The organism is Gilliamella apicola (assembly GCF_003202915.1).
GTDB classification, from domain to species: domain Bacteria; phylum Pseudomonadota; class Gammaproteobacteria; order Enterobacterales; family Orbaceae; genus Gilliamella; species Gilliamella apicola_Q.
On the sequence record NZ_QGLP01000005.1, the window covers coordinates 597,315 to 615,975 of the forward strand.

At 35.3% G+C, this 18,661-nt stretch carries 14 protein-coding genes; 9 read left to right on the forward strand and 5 right to left on the reverse strand.

The window, feature by feature from the left end:
- Positions 1-179: 179 nt before the first annotated feature.
- From leuS to infA, 5 genes are all read left to right on the forward strand, one after another.
- A complete protein-coding gene (gene leuS / locus DKK79_RS09000; protein ID WP_110423779.1) occupies positions 180-2,762 on the forward strand; it encodes a leucine--tRNA ligase in 2,583 nt (860 codons plus the stop codon).
- Positions 2,763-2,798: 36 nt separating this feature from the next.
- Positions 2,799-3,293, forward strand: a complete 495-nt coding sequence (gene lptE, locus DKK79_RS09005) for an LPS assembly lipoprotein LptE (protein WP_110423780.1) — start codon at positions 2,799-2,801, stop codon at positions 3,291-3,293.
- 9 nt (positions 3,294-3,302) lie between these two features.
- Positions 3,303-4,307, forward strand: coding sequence for a DNA polymerase III subunit delta (gene holA, locus DKK79_RS09010; RefSeq protein ID WP_110423781.1), 1,005 nt, complete (start codon positions 3,303-3,305; stop codon positions 4,305-4,307).
- The gene (gene nadD, locus DKK79_RS09015) at positions 4,301-4,957 is read left to right on the forward strand and encodes a nicotinate-nucleotide adenylyltransferase (protein WP_034884128.1); all 657 of its coding nucleotides are present in this window, start codon (positions 4,301-4,303) and stop codon (positions 4,955-4,957) included. Before holA ends, nadD begins: the two co-directional genes overlap by 7 nt.
- Positions 4,958-5,182: 225 nt before the next feature.
- Positions 5,183-5,401, forward strand: a complete 219-nt coding sequence (infA, locus tag DKK79_RS09020) for a translation initiation factor IF-1 (RefSeq protein WP_025315083.1) — start codon at positions 5,183-5,185, stop codon at positions 5,399-5,401.
- Between the two features lie 123 nt (positions 5,402-5,524).
- On the opposite strand, the gene DKK79_RS09025 is transcribed toward infA, so the two are convergent.
- Positions 5,525-6,991: an amino acid permease gene (locus DKK79_RS09025; RefSeq protein ID WP_258363451.1), complete on the reverse strand. Its 1,467-nt coding sequence runs from the start codon at positions 6,989-6,991 to the stop codon at positions 5,525-5,527.
- Between the two features lie 178 nt (positions 6,992-7,169).
- Positions 7,170-7,436, reverse strand: a complete 267-nt coding sequence (locus DKK79_RS14385) for a YkgJ family cysteine cluster protein (RefSeq protein ID WP_034884138.1) — start codon at positions 7,434-7,436, stop codon at positions 7,170-7,172.
- A gap of 110 nt (positions 7,437-7,546) precedes the next feature.
- On the opposite strand from DKK79_RS14385, the gene yeiP reads away from it, so the two are divergent.
- The 4 genes from yeiP to DKK79_RS09045 all read left to right on the forward strand — a co-directional run bounded on the left by yeiP (position 7,547) and on the right by DKK79_RS09045 (position 11,314).
- Positions 7,547-8,119: an elongation factor P-like protein YeiP gene (gene yeiP / locus DKK79_RS09030; RefSeq protein WP_034884126.1), complete on the forward strand. Its 573-nt coding sequence runs from the start codon at positions 7,547-7,549 to the stop codon at positions 8,117-8,119.
- Between the two features lie 14 nt (positions 8,120-8,133).
- Positions 8,134-9,030 carry a tRNA 2-thiocytidine(32) synthetase TtcA gene (ttcA, locus tag DKK79_RS09035; protein ID WP_034884125.1) on the forward strand — a complete coding sequence of 299 codons (897 nt, stop codon included), beginning with the start codon at positions 8,134-8,136 and terminating at the stop codon, positions 9,028-9,030.
- 228 nt (positions 9,031-9,258) lie between these two features.
- Complete coding sequence (locus DKK79_RS09040; protein WP_034884124.1) at positions 9,259-10,086, forward strand: MBL fold metallo-hydrolase; 828 nt, start codon at positions 9,259-9,261, stop codon at positions 10,084-10,086.
- Between the two features lie 13 nt (positions 10,087-10,099).
- Positions 10,100-11,314 carry an MFS transporter gene (locus DKK79_RS09045; protein ID WP_034884123.1) on the forward strand — a complete coding sequence of 405 codons (1,215 nt, stop codon included), beginning with the start codon at positions 10,100-10,102 and terminating at the stop codon, positions 11,312-11,314.
- Between the two features lie 55 nt (positions 11,315-11,369).
- On the opposite strand, the gene DKK79_RS09050 is transcribed toward DKK79_RS09045, so the two are convergent.
- The 3 genes from DKK79_RS09050 to DKK79_RS09060 form a co-directional block, all read right to left on the reverse strand.
- Positions 11,370-13,538: an extracellular solute-binding protein gene (locus DKK79_RS09050; RefSeq protein ID WP_110423782.1), complete on the reverse strand. Its 2,169-nt coding sequence runs from the start codon at positions 13,536-13,538 to the stop codon at positions 11,370-11,372.
- A gap of 72 nt (positions 13,539-13,610) precedes the next feature.
- Positions 13,611-16,451, reverse strand: coding sequence for a bifunctional [glutamate--ammonia ligase]-adenylyl-L-tyrosine phosphorylase/[glutamate--ammonia-ligase] adenylyltransferase (gene glnE / locus DKK79_RS09055; RefSeq protein WP_110423783.1), 2,841 nt, complete (start codon positions 16,449-16,451; stop codon positions 13,611-13,613).
- 1,229 nt (positions 16,452-17,680) lie between these two features.
- A complete protein-coding gene (locus DKK79_RS09060) occupies positions 17,681-18,598 on the reverse strand; it encodes a CYTH domain-containing protein (protein ID WP_110423784.1) in 918 nt (305 codons plus the stop codon).
- Positions 18,599-18,661: the final 63 nt, after the last annotated feature.

An 18,661-nucleotide genomic window follows, 5' to 3' on the forward strand; every position in this document is an offset into this window, starting at 1 on the left:
CTTATAGAATATCCTTTCCTACTCTATTACTTATTTAGTAATTAAGTAGTCGAAATCTGTAAATCATCTATCAATAATTCACGCTTGATAGAGCATATAACGTTTGTAAAACAAGTCAATAACCAATACAATTAGCAAATTATTTTTATTAGCAATAATAGATAGGACATTAATTCGTCATGCAAGAACAATATCGCCCAGATGAAATTGAAGCCAAAGTACAAAAACATTGGCAAGAAGAGAAAACTTTCCACGTTACTGAAGATCCATCTAAAGAGAAGTATTACTGTTTGTCGATGCTTCCTTATCCTTCCGGTCGTCTGCATCTTGGTCATGTGCGAAACTATACAATCGGGGATACGATTTCACGCTATCAACGTTTAAATGGTAAAAATGTTTTGCAACCTATCGGTTGGGATGCATTTGGTTTACCAGCAGAAGGGGCGGCCGTTAAAAATAATACAGCGCCGGCTAAATGGACTTATGAAAATATTGCTTATATGAAAAAGCAATTGCAATTACTTGGTTTTGGTTATGATTGGGATCGTGAAGTTACAACATGTCGTCCTGAATATTATAAGTGGGAGCAGTGGTTTTTTACTAAGTTGTTTGAAAAAGGTTTAGTTTATAAAAAGACTTCGGCGGTTAACTGGTGCCCTAACGATCAAACTGTTCTTGCGAATGAGCAAGTAGTTGAAGGTTGTTGTTGGCGTTGTAATACACCGGTTGAACGTAAAGAGATTCCACAATGGTTTATTAAAATTACTGAATATGCCGATGAATTATTGAATGATTTAGATACGCTTGAAAGTTGGCCTGAGCAAGTTAAAACCATGCAACGTAATTGGATTGGTCGTTCTGAAGGCGTCGAATTTGATTTTGCAGTTGAAAACTATAATGATAAGTTACGTGTTTATACTACTCGCCCAGATACCTTAATGGGGGTGAGTTTTGTTTCGGTGGCGGCTGAACATCCTCTCGCACAATTAGCTGCGCAAAATAATCCTAAAATTGCTGAGTTCATTGCTGAATGTAAGACGACCAAAACTGCTGAAGCCGATATGGCAACCATGGAAAAGAAAGGCATGGCGACTGGATTTTTTGCCATCCATCCATTAACCGGTGATAAGGTTCCTGTCTGGATTGCAAACTTTGTTTTAATTGAATATGGTACCGGAGCAGTAATGGCGGTTCCGGGTCACGATGAGCGTGATTATGAATTTGCCTCAAAATATAAACTACCAATTAAGCCTGTTATCTTAAATAAAGATGGACATGCTCCAGATCTTTCTGAGCAAGCTTATACTGAACACGGCAAACTATTTAATTCTGGCGAGTTTGATGGCCTTGATTTTGAACAAGCATTTAATGCCATTGCCGATAAACTTATTGCTTTAGGTATTGGTAATCGTAAGGTAAATTACCGATTACGTGATTGGGGTGTTTCTCGTCAACGTTATTGGGGAGCACCAATCCCAATGGTAACCCTTGAAGATGGTACAACTATCCCAACCCCTGAAGATCAGCTTCCGGTGATTTTGCCTGAAAATGTTGAGATGAATGGTATCACCAGTCCTATTAAAGCCGATCCTAATTGGGCAAAAACCACTGTTAATGGTCAACCTGCTCTACGAGAAACGGATACTTTTGATACCTTTATGGAGTCATCATGGTATTACGCTCGCTATACTTGTCCTCATTATGACAAAGGCATGTTAGATGAAAACGCAGCTAATTATTGGTTGCCAGTTGATCAATATGTTGGCGGTATCGAACATGCGATTATGCATTTACTTTATTTCAGATTTTTCCATAAATTGATGCGAGATTTTGGTTTGGTTAAATCTGATGAACCAGCAAAACGTTTACTTTGCCAAGGTATGGTGTTGGCCGATGCATTTTATTATACCAGCCCAACTAATGAGCGTATTTGGGTGTCGCCAACAGAGGTGACGATTGAGCGTGATGATAAAGGTCGTATTGCTAAAGCAACAGATAGTAAAGGCAATGAGCTGGTTCACGCCGGTATGACTAAGATGTCTAAATCGAAGAATAATGGTATTGATCCACAAGAGATGGTGGATAAATATGGTGCCGATACTGTGCGTCTGTTTATGATGTTTGCTTCACCGGCTGATATGACCCTTGAATGGCAAGAGTCGGGAGTTGAAGGAGCAAACCGCTTTATTAAACGTGTGTGGCGTTTGGTGTATGAACATGCCCAAGGTGGTCAAGCAGGCTCGCTTGATATTGCTAAATTAAATGCTGATCAAAAAGCGTTACGTCGTGAATTACATAAAACGATTGCGAAAGTGAGTGATGATATTGGTCGTCGTCAAACCTTCAATACTGCTATTGCTGCAGTAATGGAATTGATGAATCGCTTACAAAAAGCACCGCAAGAGACAGATCAAGATCGAGCATTAATGAATGAATCTTTAAATGCGGTGGTTCGATTACTTTACCCTATGATGCCTCACGCCTGTTTTGTTATGTGGCAAGCATTAGGTCATAGTGAAACAATTGATAATGCTTCATGGCCGGTTACCGATGAATCAGCAATGGTTGAAGACGAAAAATTAATTGTGGTGCAAATTAATGGTAAAGTGCGCGGTAAGTTTACGGTAAGCGCAGATGCTCAGCAAGATTTTGTTGTCGAGCAAGCAAAACAAGAACCCAATATTCAAAAATACTTAACTGATACCACAATTCGCAAAGTCATTTATGTACCAGGTAAGTTATTGAATCTAGTGGTAAGTTAATATTGTTGGATAATTGAGATATAGGCGGTAATACCAATGAAAAAATATTTAGCTTTACTGATGTTATTGACAATATCACTAACTGGTTGTGGCTTTCATTTGCAACATGAAACAGAAGTTCCAGCTCGATTTAAAACACTCTCTTATATTAGCGGCGATCCTTATGGTCGTTTGTCTAGAGACATTAAAGAGTTACTACGCGACAATGGCGTAATTTTAGCTGATGTTAATGATGTAGCAAAATATCCATCACTGAGAATAGTAGGTGATTCTTTAGATAGAAGCACTATATCAATTTATCAAGATGGTAAAGCAGCGGAATATCAACTGGTGCTAGCGGTTCAAGCTCAAGTGGTAATTGCAGGTGAACAAATTCACCCAATTAACGTTCGTGTTTTCCGCACATTCTTTGATAATCCTGCCGAAGCACTGGCGAAAACGGTAGAACAAAATTTAATTGAAGATGAAATGTATAAACAAGCTGCAAAACAGATCATCGGTAAATTAAAATCGGTTGATACCGCTAATTAACCAGATACTATGATTAAAATTAGTGCGGAAAAAGTAACCCAGCATTTAGGATCGCCCTATTATTTAATTTTAGATAGCGATCCTTACTTGAAACACTATGTACTAACTGAATTACGTAGTGCATTTAAACAAGCTCACTATGACGAGCAACTCTCTTTTACTATCAATGCCCAAACCGATTGGCCTGCAATGTATGATTGTTGTCAGGCAATGAATCTATTTTCAAGTAAAACCCTGCTCTGTTTAGATATTGGTGAAGGGGTATTTAATGTTTCAGTTGCTGCAAAGTTAAATACGTTATGTGAAATGTTAACTCCTGATATTGGCTTGATAATCAGTTTAGCTAAGATAACCAAAACTCAGGAAAATGCACCATGGTATAAGACTTTATCGGATCAATTAGTAGTGGTAAATTGTGTAACACCAGATGCAGCTCAATTACCTCAATGGATAAGAGCCTATTTGCAACAAATGCAGATGACTATTGAACAACCTGCTATTGAATTGCTTAGTTACTATTATGAAGGTAATTTACTGGCTTTAACACAAATTATCGAGCAATTAAAGTTACTTTATCCAAACCAGACTATTACTTATGATCAGATTGAATCTAATATTAATGATTCGGCAATATTTACGCCTTTTCATTGGATTGATGCAATGATCGCCAATAAAGCTAAGCGTGCGATGCATGTGTTACAACAGCTTAAGATGAATGATTTTGAACCATTAATATTGATGCGCATTGTTCAACGTGAGTTGATTTTATTAATCAATTTAAAATTGGCTTTAGCAGACAAATCCCCTCGACAGGTTTTTGATGAATATCGAGTCTGGCAAAATAGAAGATCGATGTATAGTGCTTGTTTAAATCGTTTTACTATTAACAGTCTATTTGCGTTACTGGCGACTTTAACTGACATCGAGATTAGCTTAAAGCAGAATAATGATTTATCTATTTGGGACGCACTGTTAAGTTTAACTATGCAGTTTATGGGTTTAGATAAGTGTTAACTGCGTTATTTGGTGGTACTTTTGATCCCATTCATTATGGTCATTTACGCCCTGCTTTAGCTTTAGCTAAAGAGATAGGATTGAGTAGTATCAGTTTGTTGCCTAATCGGATACCGCCGCATAAACCTCAACCAGGAACCACAACAGAGCAACGTTTAGCTATGTTGAAGTTGGCAATTGCTGATTATCCGTTTTTTACAATCGATACTCGCGAATTACAACCGCAACTGATTGATCAACCCTCTTTTACCATAGATACCCTTAAAGCATGGCGTGAACAAAATGGTGCTCAATCAGCCTTGGCTTTTATAATGGGGCAAGACTCGTTGCTCAGTTTACCAACGTGGAAAGAGTGGCAAAAACTAGTCGATTATTGCCATTTGCTTATATGTAAAAGGCCAGGCTACGCTCAACCTACTTTCGAAATCAATTTACAAACCTGGATCAATCAACATCAAACCAAAGATATCCAAGCATTACACCACAGCCCTAACGGTTATATATATTTTGCTAATACGCCACTTGAAGCGATTTCTGCGACAGAAATAAGGCAAAATATTGATGACCCACAAAGCTGTAAAAAGTTGTTACCTGCCAAAGTTTGGCAGTATATCCATGAGTATGGGCTTTATAATTCAAAGAAATGTTAGAAATGACTTTACATCTGAGAGTTTTTTCGGCATTATTTCGCCGCTATATTTAGTTATTCTAATTATAGCTATTCTGTGTTTATACTCAAATCAATGAATTTGCACACACCAAAAATAGGTGATTTATTTGATAAATTCGCTTTTCTATTTTAAGCATAAAGAAAATCGGAGTAATATTAATTGATTTGAGTGTATTTAATTTGTATTTAATATTAAGAGGCCCCAATGGCAAAAGAAGATAACATTGAAATGCAAGGTACTATTCTTGATACTCTTCCGAATACGATGTTTCGTGTTGAACTTGAAAACGGTCATGTTGTTACCGCACATATCTCTGGAAAGATGAGAAAGAACTATATTCGTATTCTGACCGGTGATAAAGTAACGGTTGAAATGACACCTTATGATCTTTCAAAGGCACGTATCATATTCCGTAGTCGCTAATATCGTTATCACACTTGTTGTTTGTATTTCGTTAACCAGTTTATTGGTTATTCTCTCTTTTTTAATACAATTCCGTCGACAGATGTCGACGGAAGCGCAATACATAATTTATATGTGGCTGACTTAGTCCATTTGAGAAAAATCCATCTGATCGTATTTTATCCATTTTGTCTTTTTGACAATCTTATAACCAAAGTAAATTGCAAGAAATAATGGAATACCGATGTAAGTGGCAATAACACCATTCCAATCAATGGTATCTTGTAAAAATGCTTCATAATTTTGACCAAGCGTAATAGTCAAACAGAGTACGAAGGCAAAAATAGGACCAAATGGGAAACAACTTGAGCGATACGGTAATTTATTCAGATCTCGTCCTTGTGACACATAGCCTTTTCTAAAACGATAATGGCTAATAGCTATACCAAGCCATGCAATAAACCCGGTCATACCAGACATATTAAGTAACCATAAATAAACTTGTTGGTCTTTGTATAGTGAAGTTAAAAAGCACAGCATAGCCACTAATGTTGTGGCAAACAGCGCCATATCCGGTACACCTGATGAAGATAATCGACTAAAGATTTTAGGAGCCTTCCCCTCTTTAGCTAAGGCATATAGCATACGTGTTGAAGCATATAAACCCGAGTTACCCGCAGAAAGAACTGAGGTTAAAATTACTGCATTCATAATAGCAGCTGCTGATAATAACCCTGCATGTTGGAACACCAAAGTAAATGGGCTAACACTAATATCTGTTTCGTCATTACGCAGTAAGTTAGGGTCAGTGTATGGAATAATTAAACTAATCACTAAAATCGCAAAGATATAGAATAGCAGTATACGCCAAAAGACTTGTTTCATGGCTTTGGGAATATTTTTTTCTGGATCTTTTGATTCTCCCGCCGCAATTCCAATCAGTTCGGTACCTTGGAATGAGAAGCCTACAACCATCGCAACACCGATCATGGATGAAAATCCACCAACAAATGGTGCATCACCTATTTCCCAGTTTTGCCAACCAGCATTTTCAGCACCTTTTAAGATGCCAATTATCATCAATAAGCCAATCGCAATAAATAATAAAACGGTAACCACTTTGATTAATGAGAACCAAAATTCAGCTTCACCAAAGCCTTTTACAGAAATATAGTTCAAGCAGAATATGATACTTAGGAACAATAAACTCCATAACCAACTATAAGCACCAGCATCAAACCAATAAGAGATCACTAATTGTGCAGCAACTAAGTCAACAGCAACGGTAATCGCCCAGTTATACCAATAATTCCAACCAATGGCAAAACCAAAGGCTTCATCAACGTAGCGAGCTCCATAGGTTGCGAAAGTTCCTGAAACAGGAAGATAAGCAGCAAGCTCACCCAGGCTAGTCATTAAAAAATAAACCATTATGCCGATAATCGCATAAGAGAGTAAGGCGCCGCCTGGTCCCGCTTGTGCAACCGTAGCCCCAGAAGCAACAAATAACCCTGTACCGATTGAGCCACCAATAGCGATCATTGCTAAATGGCGAGCTTTCAAATCACGCTTTAATTTTTTCGTCATATTAATTTTCTTCTTATTAAACAGATTAAATTTACTAAATATCCTAGCTACTACCTAATGTGTTGTAGATGAGTAGCTGATTTAAGCTAATTTATTTGATATTTATCATTAGCTAATAAAGTGCGTGAAGTGTATCAAAAAAATTTATTCGCGAGATAAATAATTCTAATAATACAGCGGATATGTTAAATATTCGCAATACTTAGTTGCTAGTTAACTGTTCTAATTGAGTTAAATAATCGAATGCTTGGTTACGATTGGTACCACACATTTCAAAACATGGCTTTAAGTGACTACAAACTTTAGGACGGGTTGCTAGACCAAATAATTTGCATTGAAAATTTTCATCCAAATTATAACATGCAACTCCCGCTGGTTTGCCGTTTGGCATACCTGGCATAGCTGATGAGATTGACGGTGCAATACAACAGGCACCACAATTTTTACGGCATTTGAATGAATCAGTCATGAGAATTAGATGAATTTGAGTTTGTTTTATAAATTTTATTGGTGACAATAGCAAGTTAAGAGTAAAATAGCGAGCTAATTTTTAACTCTTTTGAATATGAAGAATGTATTATGGCTAAAGCAAATGAAATAAAACGTGGTGATGCGGTCACCTATAACGGCAAATTGTTGCTGGTAAAAGAAATTGATGTACAAAGCCCTAGTGCTCGTGGTGCAAGTACACTTTATAAAATGCGTTTTACCGATGTTAAATCTGGAGGCAAAGTTGAAGAGCGTTTTAAAGGTGATGATATTTTAGATACTATCGAATTATTTCGACGCCCTGTTAGCTTCTCTTATATTGACGGTGATGAATATGTATTTATGGATAATGAAGACTATACGCCGTTTATTTTTAAGAAGGATCAAATTGAAGAGGAACTGCTATTTATCCCTGAAGGAGGTATGGATGGCATTCAAGTTTTAATGGCTGAAAGTGAAGTGGTGGCTTTAGAATTACCACAAACAGTTGAACTTGAAATCATTGAAACATCGCCAAGTATTAAAGGTGCTTCGGCAAGTGCACGAACTAAACCCGCTACACTGTCTACTGGTCTTGTTATTCAAGTACCAGAATATATTGATAACCACGAAAAAGTTAAAATTCATATTGCTGAACGCCGATATATGAGCCGAGCGGAATAATCAATTAAATCGTGATGAATACATACAATCAAAATAAATTACATAAACGCTTACGTCGTCTTACTGGCGAAGCAATCGCTGATTTTAATATGATTGAAGAAGGCGATCGTATAATGGTCTGTTTATCAGGCGGAAAAGATAGTTATACATTGCTAGACATTCTTATTAATTTAAAAATCAGTGCCCCAGTGCAATTTGAATTAGTAGCCGTTAATTTAGATCAGAAACAGCCAGGATTTCCTGAACATGTTCTACCTCAATACCTAGAATCCTTAGGTATTGAATATAAAATTGTTCAAGAAAATACTTATGGTATTGTTAAGGAAAAAATCCCTGAAGGCAAAACTACATGTTCACTCTGTTCTCGGCTTCGACGTGGTATTTTATATCGCACTGCAACTGAACTTGGTGCAACCAAAATTGCGCTTGGACATCATCGTGATGACATTTTGGAAACCTTGTTTTTAAATATGTTTTATGGCGGCAAACTTAAGGCTATGCCACCCAAGCTGATGAATGATTCAGGTGAGCATATTATTATTCGACCACTCGCTTACTGCAAAGAGAAGGATATTGCCAAATATGCCGAAATTAAGCAATTTCCAATCATTCCATGTAATCTTTGTGGTTCACAACCTAATTTGCAACGTCAAGTGATCAAAGAGATGCTAAATGATTGGGATAAAAAGTTTCCTGGTCGTATAGAAACCATGTTTCGTGCCACGCAAAATATTACCCTTTCACATTTATGTGATACCAACCTTTATGATTTTAAAGGGATTAAGAAGGGTGATATCGATGTTAATGGTGGCGATTTAGCTTTTGACCGTGAAGAATTACCAGCCATGGTCGGATTTGATGCGTCAGAACTCGACGATCAAGATCTAATTCTGTGGAAAGAGGCTAACTAAAGATTTTCTCTTCCATATCAATTCCTCTATTATCGGCGATGATCAATATCGTCGATAATCCTCCCCAGGCATCAAAACAGTAACAGTTAATATATAAAACTTGATCCGGCTCACGAATTAGCAAAAAAAAATATTAATTTTATTGTGGTTATAATGACATTAAAATAAAATTGAAACGTTCCAATTTTTATAAAATAACGATGTTTGAAGTTTAATTAGGAGAACAATGTGAAATTACAGTTTTTGGGTACGGCTGCATCGGAAGGTATCCCAAATCCTTTTTGTAAATGTCAGATTTGTGAAAAATCACGCATTGAAAAAGGTAAAAATATTAGAACCCGCAGTTCAATTCTTATTGATGATATTGTGCAAATTGATTTTGCCCCTGAATATAGTTATCAAGCTATGAGAGAAAACATTGATGTCACTAAAATAAAGGACTTATTGTTTACTCATACTCATCCAGACCATTTTAATGTCGGCGATCTATTCAGTCGTATGGTGGATTATGGTTTTAATATTGACCATCCTCTTTATGTCTATGGCAATGATATTGCTATTAATGGCTGTTTAAATGTCTTACCAGGATATAGTCCTGAGCGTTTTGTATTTAATTTGTTAGTGCCTTTTCAAACTGTTGTGACCTCTGCTGGCTATACCGTTACGGCTCTGCTGGCTAATCATGCTAAATGGGAATTCTGCTTTATTTACTTAATCGAAAAAGATGGAAAAACGTTACTGCATGGTCATGATTCAGGCTATTTTCCTGAGCTCACTTGGCAATGGTTAAAAGATAGCGGTAAAAAAGTAGATATGGCTATTTTTGAGTGTACTTACGGCTACAAACAGAATGATAAGACCAATAATCACATGAGTATTGAAACCGTTATTGCAACGCAAAAGCGTATGTTAGATGAGGGTATTTTCGATTCAAACACTCAACTTATCACTTCTCATCACTCGCATAGCAGTGGTTTTATGCATGATGAATTGGTTGAAATATTTAAACCTTACAATATTCAAGTTGCCTATGATGGCCTGACGAAGACGATTTAAAACGGAGCTTTATATGTTTAAAATACCACGTTTACTGGTAATGATGTTTTTACAATATTTTGTGCAAGGTGCATGGAATATGGTTATTGGGGCAGTTCTTGCTGCTTATGGATTAAAAGAAATTGTTGGTTCGACTTATTCTGTTTTAGGAATAGCAACCATTATCTCTCCGCTTTTCATTGGAATGATTGCTGATAGATTTATTGCTTCGCAAAAAGTAATGGGGATATTACATATTCTAAATGCAGGTGTTTTATTTATCATTCCTAATTTTGTCGAAAGCGGTAATATAGCAGGCTTTTTAATTATGATTTTTATTGTTGGTTTATTATTCTATCCAACAACTGCGTTAGCGAACAGCGTTAGCTTCAGACATATAGATGGCGTACGTTGGTTCCCAATTATTCGGGTATTTGGTACTATTGGTTTTATGATTGTAGGATTGATTCTTGGTTATACCGGATTCTCAAGTTCTATTAATTCATTTTTACTTGCTTCTGGTGCCTCTGTGGTTTATGGGATCTATTGTTTCACCCTACCAAATACACCGCCAACCAGTCGAAATAAAAAATTCTCAATCCGAGATGCAATGTGTTTAGATGCATTATCACTCTTCAAAGATAAATATTTTACTATTTTCATGCTTTCGACTTTTGTCTTAATGATAACTAAAACTGCATACAGTGCTTATTTACCGGTGTATTTACCTGTATTAGGTTTAGAACCTGCGTCAATGATGCAAATTGCCATCGCAACCGAAGTGCTATTTATGTTCCTTTTATCATTCTTATTAAGTCGTTTTGGTTTCAAAAAAATCATTTTATTCGGCGCAATTTGCTGGATAATTCGTAGCATGATGCTATCGTTAGCAGCAACATCTGACGGTAATATGTTCTTCTATATTATTGGTACTTTGTTATTACAAGGTATTTGTTGGGATTTCTTCTTTACTGCTGGTGATATCTATGTTGATAAGAAAGCCGGCCCAGAAATTAAAGCACAAGCTCAAGGCTTACGTTTTATTGTTTCTAACGGTTTTGGGGTATTTATGGCGGCATCAGTATGTGGATTTATCAATAATCGCGTTGTTACCGAAAAAACACTACCAAGCGCTGGACCACAATGGCAAGAGTTTTGGATCTACCCTGCTGTAGTTGCCGCAATCGTTGCTTTTGGGTTCTGGTTTTTCTTTAGAGATAAAGATGTCATCATGACACCTAATAAGTAGAAGTCAATGAAGTAGAATAATTGCTTTAATTTAAAAGATTAATCATGGCTAATAATTATTTATTAGCCATATTTTTTTCAATTTCACAATTGATCAACTCAATGACTTGCTTTGAGCTATATTGACTGGTGATCCATTGTGTTAGATGTTTACCGATAATGTTTTCCATCAACCTTAAATTAACCGCGTTCCCTGTCATGCTATTTTCCCGAATTCCATTGGCATATTGTTGTTGTACCACTGGTAACCATGGATAACTGTTAATAATTCGATGATTTTGAAAAATAGTATTTTGAGCAGTGGCCCCCCCAAGTAGCGCTATTTGTTCGCTAATTTCACTGGAATAAAGCCAATTGAAAAAAGTTTTTACTTGTTCGTCTTTAGAGCTGTATTTTGATATTCCTAGAGAACCACCACCAAATAGTGACTTTTTGCCAGGTACTTTGGCATACCCAACTAAAGGCAAAATATTACGATGATTGATATAGCTAAATAAATTCATATAAACAATTAACATGGCTAGTTTACCTTGTTCAAATAAATTTACCGACTCTTGCCACCAAGTTGATTGTATATTTTTAGCTACATTTATAAATGATCGCATCTGATTCAAGGTGGTTAGTGCAATAGCTGGATTTAAACCAAACTGATTAGAATTGATTAACTTTCCACCTTGAGAATAGTAACGAACTAAAAACTCAGATGCGATAAGTTCATAATTACCAAGAGTAATACAACTGCCAAACTCTACATGGGATTCTGGATTTTGTTCTCGATTAAAAAAAGTTGCAATTTGGTCAAACTCTTTAAAGCTTTTAGGAATATTAAGATGTTGTCGATATGTTTCATAATAAGCCCGTTTAATTAATGGATCATTAAATAAATCTTTGCGATAAAAAAGCATCTGTACACTAGGATCAAAAGGAATAGCATAAGTGATATCATTCACAAAACTAAATCGCTCAACAATTTCAGGAGGATATTTTGTTAATAGCTGGTTTAAGTTAATATCTAAGTTGGTTAAGGGTTTGAATACCGACGGTGCAAACCATGGTAATCCGGCCATATCAATTCGAATAATATCAATTTGCTGATGCTGTTCAAGTTGATTAAGAATAGGATATATTTCATCGAAAGGTTTTATTATTAAGTTAACATCAATGCCACTCATCTTTTTAAAATGAGGCAATAGTTTTTTAACTGCTTGGGTTGATGGACTAGGTAATATCAAAAAGTTAATGGTTTGTGAATGTTTAGTGATATTATCAGAACCTGAGTCAGGTAATAATGAGAATCCTTTATTCTCAAGCTGGTTAATCTTTTTTCCATCTATCAACTTAATAATTTGCTCACTTAATATGCCATAATTCATATGGTATTGGTAAATGTTATCTTCATAAAAAAAACTATTATTGGTTAATGTATAAATTGCAGGGCAAGATTGTAGACTACCAAAATAATTTGCATTGCGTACAAAATGAGCTCGATCCATATCCATGGTGATAATAGCATCATAATTAACCTGCTCGTCTGCAAAAAAACTAAAGGCTAAGTTATAGGTACCGTTAGAAGGTTTTGAGGTAATGTTATTCAGGGTTATATCGTAATGCTGTTCTTTGAAGGTATTTTGTAAACCTTTTTTGAAGGTTTGAATATGAGTATAATGCTCTGAATTACTAAATAAACCAATGTGACGATACGATTTTTTCATTAACTCTTTAGCAATATCTTGCCCGGCTTTTTCATAATCAAGGGATACAAACTGTTGTGCGGATGAAGGTTTTCGATATACAAAGATGATTTTTTCTTTTGGTAATTTAACTTTTTGGTAATAGTCATTAGCATCGGATAATGAGCTAACTACTATAATGGCGTGATCACGTTTGGCCGCTACCTTGTGTATTAATTGTAATTCAAGTTCTTTAGAATCATAAGTAAGGTAAAGGGAAAGTTCATACCCTTGTCGGTTAGCTTGACTAAATAGACCATCATATAAATTGCTATACTGTTCTGAAGTAATATTCGGCAGAATTACCGATATAGATTTGGTTGAACCCTCTTTCAAAATTTTGGCTGATAAATTGATTTGATAGCCTAGTTGTTGAATCGCTTGTTCAACCAATTTAATTTTTTTTACACTAACATTGCCACGGTCGTTAAGTACATTTGAAACCGTACCATGAGATACCCCAGCAAGTTTCGCTATATCTTTGATCGTCGCCACTAATTATTAAACTCCATAAGTTTTTCTCATCAATCAAATCAACAACATTAATTAAGAATAGATTTGGACTAATTATGATTTAAGCCATTTTAACCAACTTTGGTTAACAATCTGCTTTTCTGATTTAAAACAGGAATCATCAACAGTGCTAGGTAAAAGTTGTAATGATAATTGATGTATTTCATTACGCATATCAATATAAGCTTTAGTCAGTTGCTCTGCTTCTTGACTGTCCATAATTTGATAATTTGCCGCTAACTCAAGAATTCGTACGTTATCACTCCATGTGGTCATTTTAGGGTATTGATGCGCATAGTTTAGTACCAAATATTGAGATAAGAATTCAATATCACCAATCCCGCCTTCATCAATTTTCAAATTAAATCGATGAGATCCACCAGTACCTAAATGGGTTCGCATCTTTTCACGCATCTCTCGGACTTCGGTTTTTAAAACATTTTCTTCACGTTTTTTACATAAAACATCATGTCTGATTTGGTTAAAGCGTTTAATAAGATCTATTTCACCATAAACAGCTCTTGCTCGAACCAGTGCTTGATGCTCCCATGTCCAAGCTTCATGCATTTGGTAGTCATAAAATGCGCTTAAACTACAGGCTAATAATCCTGCATCCCCTTGTGGACGTAAACGAACATCAACTTCATAAAGAATACCAAAGCTTGTACGGACATTAAATAGGTGAATGATTCGCTGCACCAATCGCAAGTAAAATTGGCGGCTATCAATTTGTTTATCCCCATTGGTCATGCTATCGGCTGGACAGTCGTGAAGAAATACCAGATCTAAATCAGAACCATATCCTAATTCTAAGCCGCCTAATTTACCGTAAGCGATAATAACTAAGCCTTTTTGATTATCGGTTAAATGTGCGGGTATTCCATAACGAGCAACCATTTGATTCCACGCCATTTGAACGACAAAATCAAGCAGTGATTCAGCAACATAGGTTAAATGATCACTGACTTTCATGGTATTTAAAACTTGTTCAACATCAGCCGCCGCTATGTGCAGTAGTTGCATCTGTTTGAACTGCCTTAATGCCTCAAGTTGTTGTTCTTCATCATCAACTTGAATCCTTAGTAAATATTGATAAAGTTCACTTTTGTATTCATTAGGTGCAACAGTTTGATAAAGTGAGTTAATATCTATTAGTTCATCTAATAGTATTGGATAATGTGCAAGTTGTTCACTAATCATTGGCGAAGCACTACATAATCGAATTAGTTGCTTCAATGCAGTTGGGTATTCAAGCAGTAATTCTAAATACGTAGTTCTACTAACAATATTAACCAATAGCGGTAAAATCCGCGACAATACGATTAGCGTATGCTTATCATTACAAACCAATTCCAGTAATCTTGGCATTAGCTGATCAAGGATTTCTCGTCCGCGAACACCAATCGTCCTTTTACCTATATCATTACGAAATTGGCAAAGCATCTGATAGAGCTTTTCAGCATCATCATGTGCATAGTTGGATAAGACCGAAGTAACATCACTTAATTGTAAATCAGGAACCCAAAGCTCAGCATATTGGTCGTTGTTTGCGTTGTGTGCTGTTTCTATTGATTCCTCACCGATAAGCTGATTGAATATTTGTCGAGTAAATTGCATTCTTCTAGTGAGTTCCGTTACAAATTCGTTCCAGTTACTAAAATTCATGCCGATTGCTAAACGTATTTGGTCTAATTCATCTTCTGGTAAAGTTTGGGTTTGCTCATCATGTATCGCTTGTAATAGGTTTTCACAGCGACGTAAGAAGAAGTAGTTTTCTCGTAACGTATTTACTTCGTTAACATTAAGTAGGGATTCTTGTTCTATCACCTGTAGAGCCGTTAATATGGAACGAGTTTGTAAACCAACAACTCGGCCACCGCGAATAAGTTGAAAAACTTGTACGATAAACTCTATTTCACGAATACCACCTGCCCCAAGTTTGATATTATTGGTTAAACCTCGACGACGAACTTCGCGTTCAATCATGCTTTTCATATTGCGCAATGATTGTAATACACTGAAATCAATATAACGACGGTAAACAAAAGGTTTTAGCATTTGGTAGAGTTCTTTGATGTAAGGATCTTGCTGATCGCCGAGTATTTTCGCTTTTACCATAGCGTAACGTTCCCAGTCTCTCCCCTGTTCTTGATAATAGTCTTCCATCGCGGAAAAACTCAAGACGAGCGGACCGCCATCGCCAAGCGGACGTAAACGCATATCAACGCGGTAAACAAAACCATCTTCGGTAATTTGGTCTAAAGCTTTTATTAGACGTTGTCCCAAGCGGGTAAAAAAGACAGCATTGTCTAATTCTCGCCGGCCACCTTGTGTTTGACCATGCTCAGGATAGGTAAAAATAAGATCAATATCGGAGGAAAAATTAAGTTCTCCACCACCTAATTTCCCCATACCTAGGATGAGTAATGGCTGAGCTTGTCCCTGTGAATTATAGGGAGTTCCCCATTCTTTACAACTTAGTTCATAAAGCCAATCTCTTGCAGTGACAATAATCACCTCAGCTAAGTGAGTAAGTTGCAATAAAATTTGCTCATCGCTACTTGTGCGGGTTAATTGTGACCATTCGAGTCTTAGCAAAATATAGCGCCTAAATAATCTTAACGCTTTCATCAATGCTAATTCATCAAATATTGATGCTAATTTTTCAATTAACCACGGTTGATAGTAATTTCTTTCATCAGCTTGCGGGGGATTGTTAACAATGTCTGTCAGCCACTCGGGATAGCGATAAACAGCATCAACAATAAAATCACTTTGCAGCAAAATATCAAGGTTATCGAACACCTCTTTTGTATTACATTGTGATAATTGGGAGATAATTTTCTGCTTTTGCTGAGCAATTAATGGTGAAGCTAGCGATATAGGCTGAGACATAATAAGCACTCACTTAAAATAGTTACATGTTGATGAAATCACCTAATTAACTATTATAAATGACTTTTTAAGTTCACCTATCTTTTTATTAAACAAATCGCGAAAAACAATATTGATATTTTTCTGCAATCTGTTTACCGATAAAACTATAGCAGCTGACTATCGTTAGGTCTTATATTGCTTGTTTACCTTATCATTGTTATTGTTTATATCGTAACGGCCAATAACAATGTTATATTCTTTGATTCGAATAGCGGGTTAATGTTTATCAAAAAACAGCTTTGTCATCTTTCTTACCAATAGACAACTTGAAATCAACAAAGTAATTAAAAACATCCATAAGTAAAACAATTCAAAAGTACTAGAGATAATATCGAATGGTAGGAGACTATAGATATAGTTGTAAATGTATAGAATAAGTACTAATAAAAGGCAGTTTAATATAAAGGTAATAAGCGAACTAAAAATTACCTTTTTTATGACCAAAATTTCTGTTACCGCTTTAAAGCATTTTCTTAGCAAGAAATAACCAACTAAATTTACTATTGATAAAAATATAGCTAATAAGACTATAGAGAAAATCAGGTTACTTAAACCGTAATACATATCATTGAAAAGCAATAAATATGACATGGTTATAAAGTAACAGTTATAAAAACAGATGAATAACCCCATATGTAACTTTTGACTCTCTGTTTGAGTTAATATGATTTCGTTACAGATATAATTTTTTTTGAATAACCTAATACTAAGATAAGTACAAAGTGTTATAAAAAAATAGATAATGAGATATTCAATTAGATGAAATATATCTTGAGAAAAATTATAGTAATAATTGATATTTAAAAATCTTAGTTTAGACACAATCCAATCATAACTATAAGAGTAGAAACTCCAGCGAAAAACCATATCGCTTAATACAATAAATATGGCAATTAAAAAGGTATTAATAATGTTTTTCTGATTAATTATGGTAATGGAATACTGATTAAATGTTATTGTGGAAATAATAAAAAGAATTATTGAATTAGGTATTTGAATTAAAAAATTGATTAAAACTTGCTTAACAATTTTCAAGCCAATTTGATAAGTCGTACTATCTGATAATATAAAATCGTTATCAAATCCAGTAAGATAAATAACAGTAAAAACACTATATAGTAACCAATAAAATACCACTAATAATAGTGGTAATTTGAAGAGGGTTGTTTTCATTTTAATTCGTATACCTATTTTTTATTTATTTCAGCCATTAACATCAACTTGAACTTGGTATTCACCTCGCAATAAGCAAACTGTTTAATCGAGTCAATCAATGGTATCGCCATTTGCCACTGTTTAAATTCAGGCTCAATTTGCAGATTTTGGTTAATCAGTATCTCGTTTATTTGAATAAGTAGCTGTTTATAAAAAATTAAATCATTATTTGCTAAAGCATATTCTTCATTTTGTTGCCAAAAGTTTAGTAGTCCTGCTAAATCTTGCTTAATTTGTGAAGAAAGAACAGTAGGAGTTAAGGTTAAGTTATCTAATAAACGATAGCCCCGAGAAGCCTTACTCTGAGAAAATAGATGTAAGTTAAAACGACTTAATTCGATTGCAAAGTTGAGCAAATCTTGTTTGTTGCCTTGTTTGATTTCTAACTCTACCTCTTGTATTGGCATAGATTGACTATTTAAGGTAATTTGCCCCAAATCTAAAGCAACTTCAATTTCGCTATTGGCAAATGAAATCAGCCAAGTTTGCCGCTTAAAATTGGTGGTGAAAAGTGGTTTTAACGGCGTTAATCCATTAGGTAATGCCTCTTTCGGTAGGACACTTAAATCGAGCTTATCATTAGGTAAAGGTTGGTTAATTTCAATGCGTTCATGTAATCCACCTATAGAATTACCTTTTGACTTCAATGTAATTTCAAAACACTTACTTTGCTCAGTTTCTGTAGTTCGAATTCGAAGACCACAACCATTAAGTCGTAAAAAATGATCTTCTGTATCGTAATAAGTGTTAGTCAGATTTAATTGATTAACCAAATGTTGTTGTGATGAAAACTCGGCTTCATCACAACAAACCCATTGATCTAAATAATTTTGTAACTGCTCTATATCACTTTGATTGATTTGAAACTTTAATTCAATTTCGTTACTCATTTGTCTGTTTTTTATCAGTTATTTTGCTATATGATATACTGATTAAGTTGATAAATATAGCCT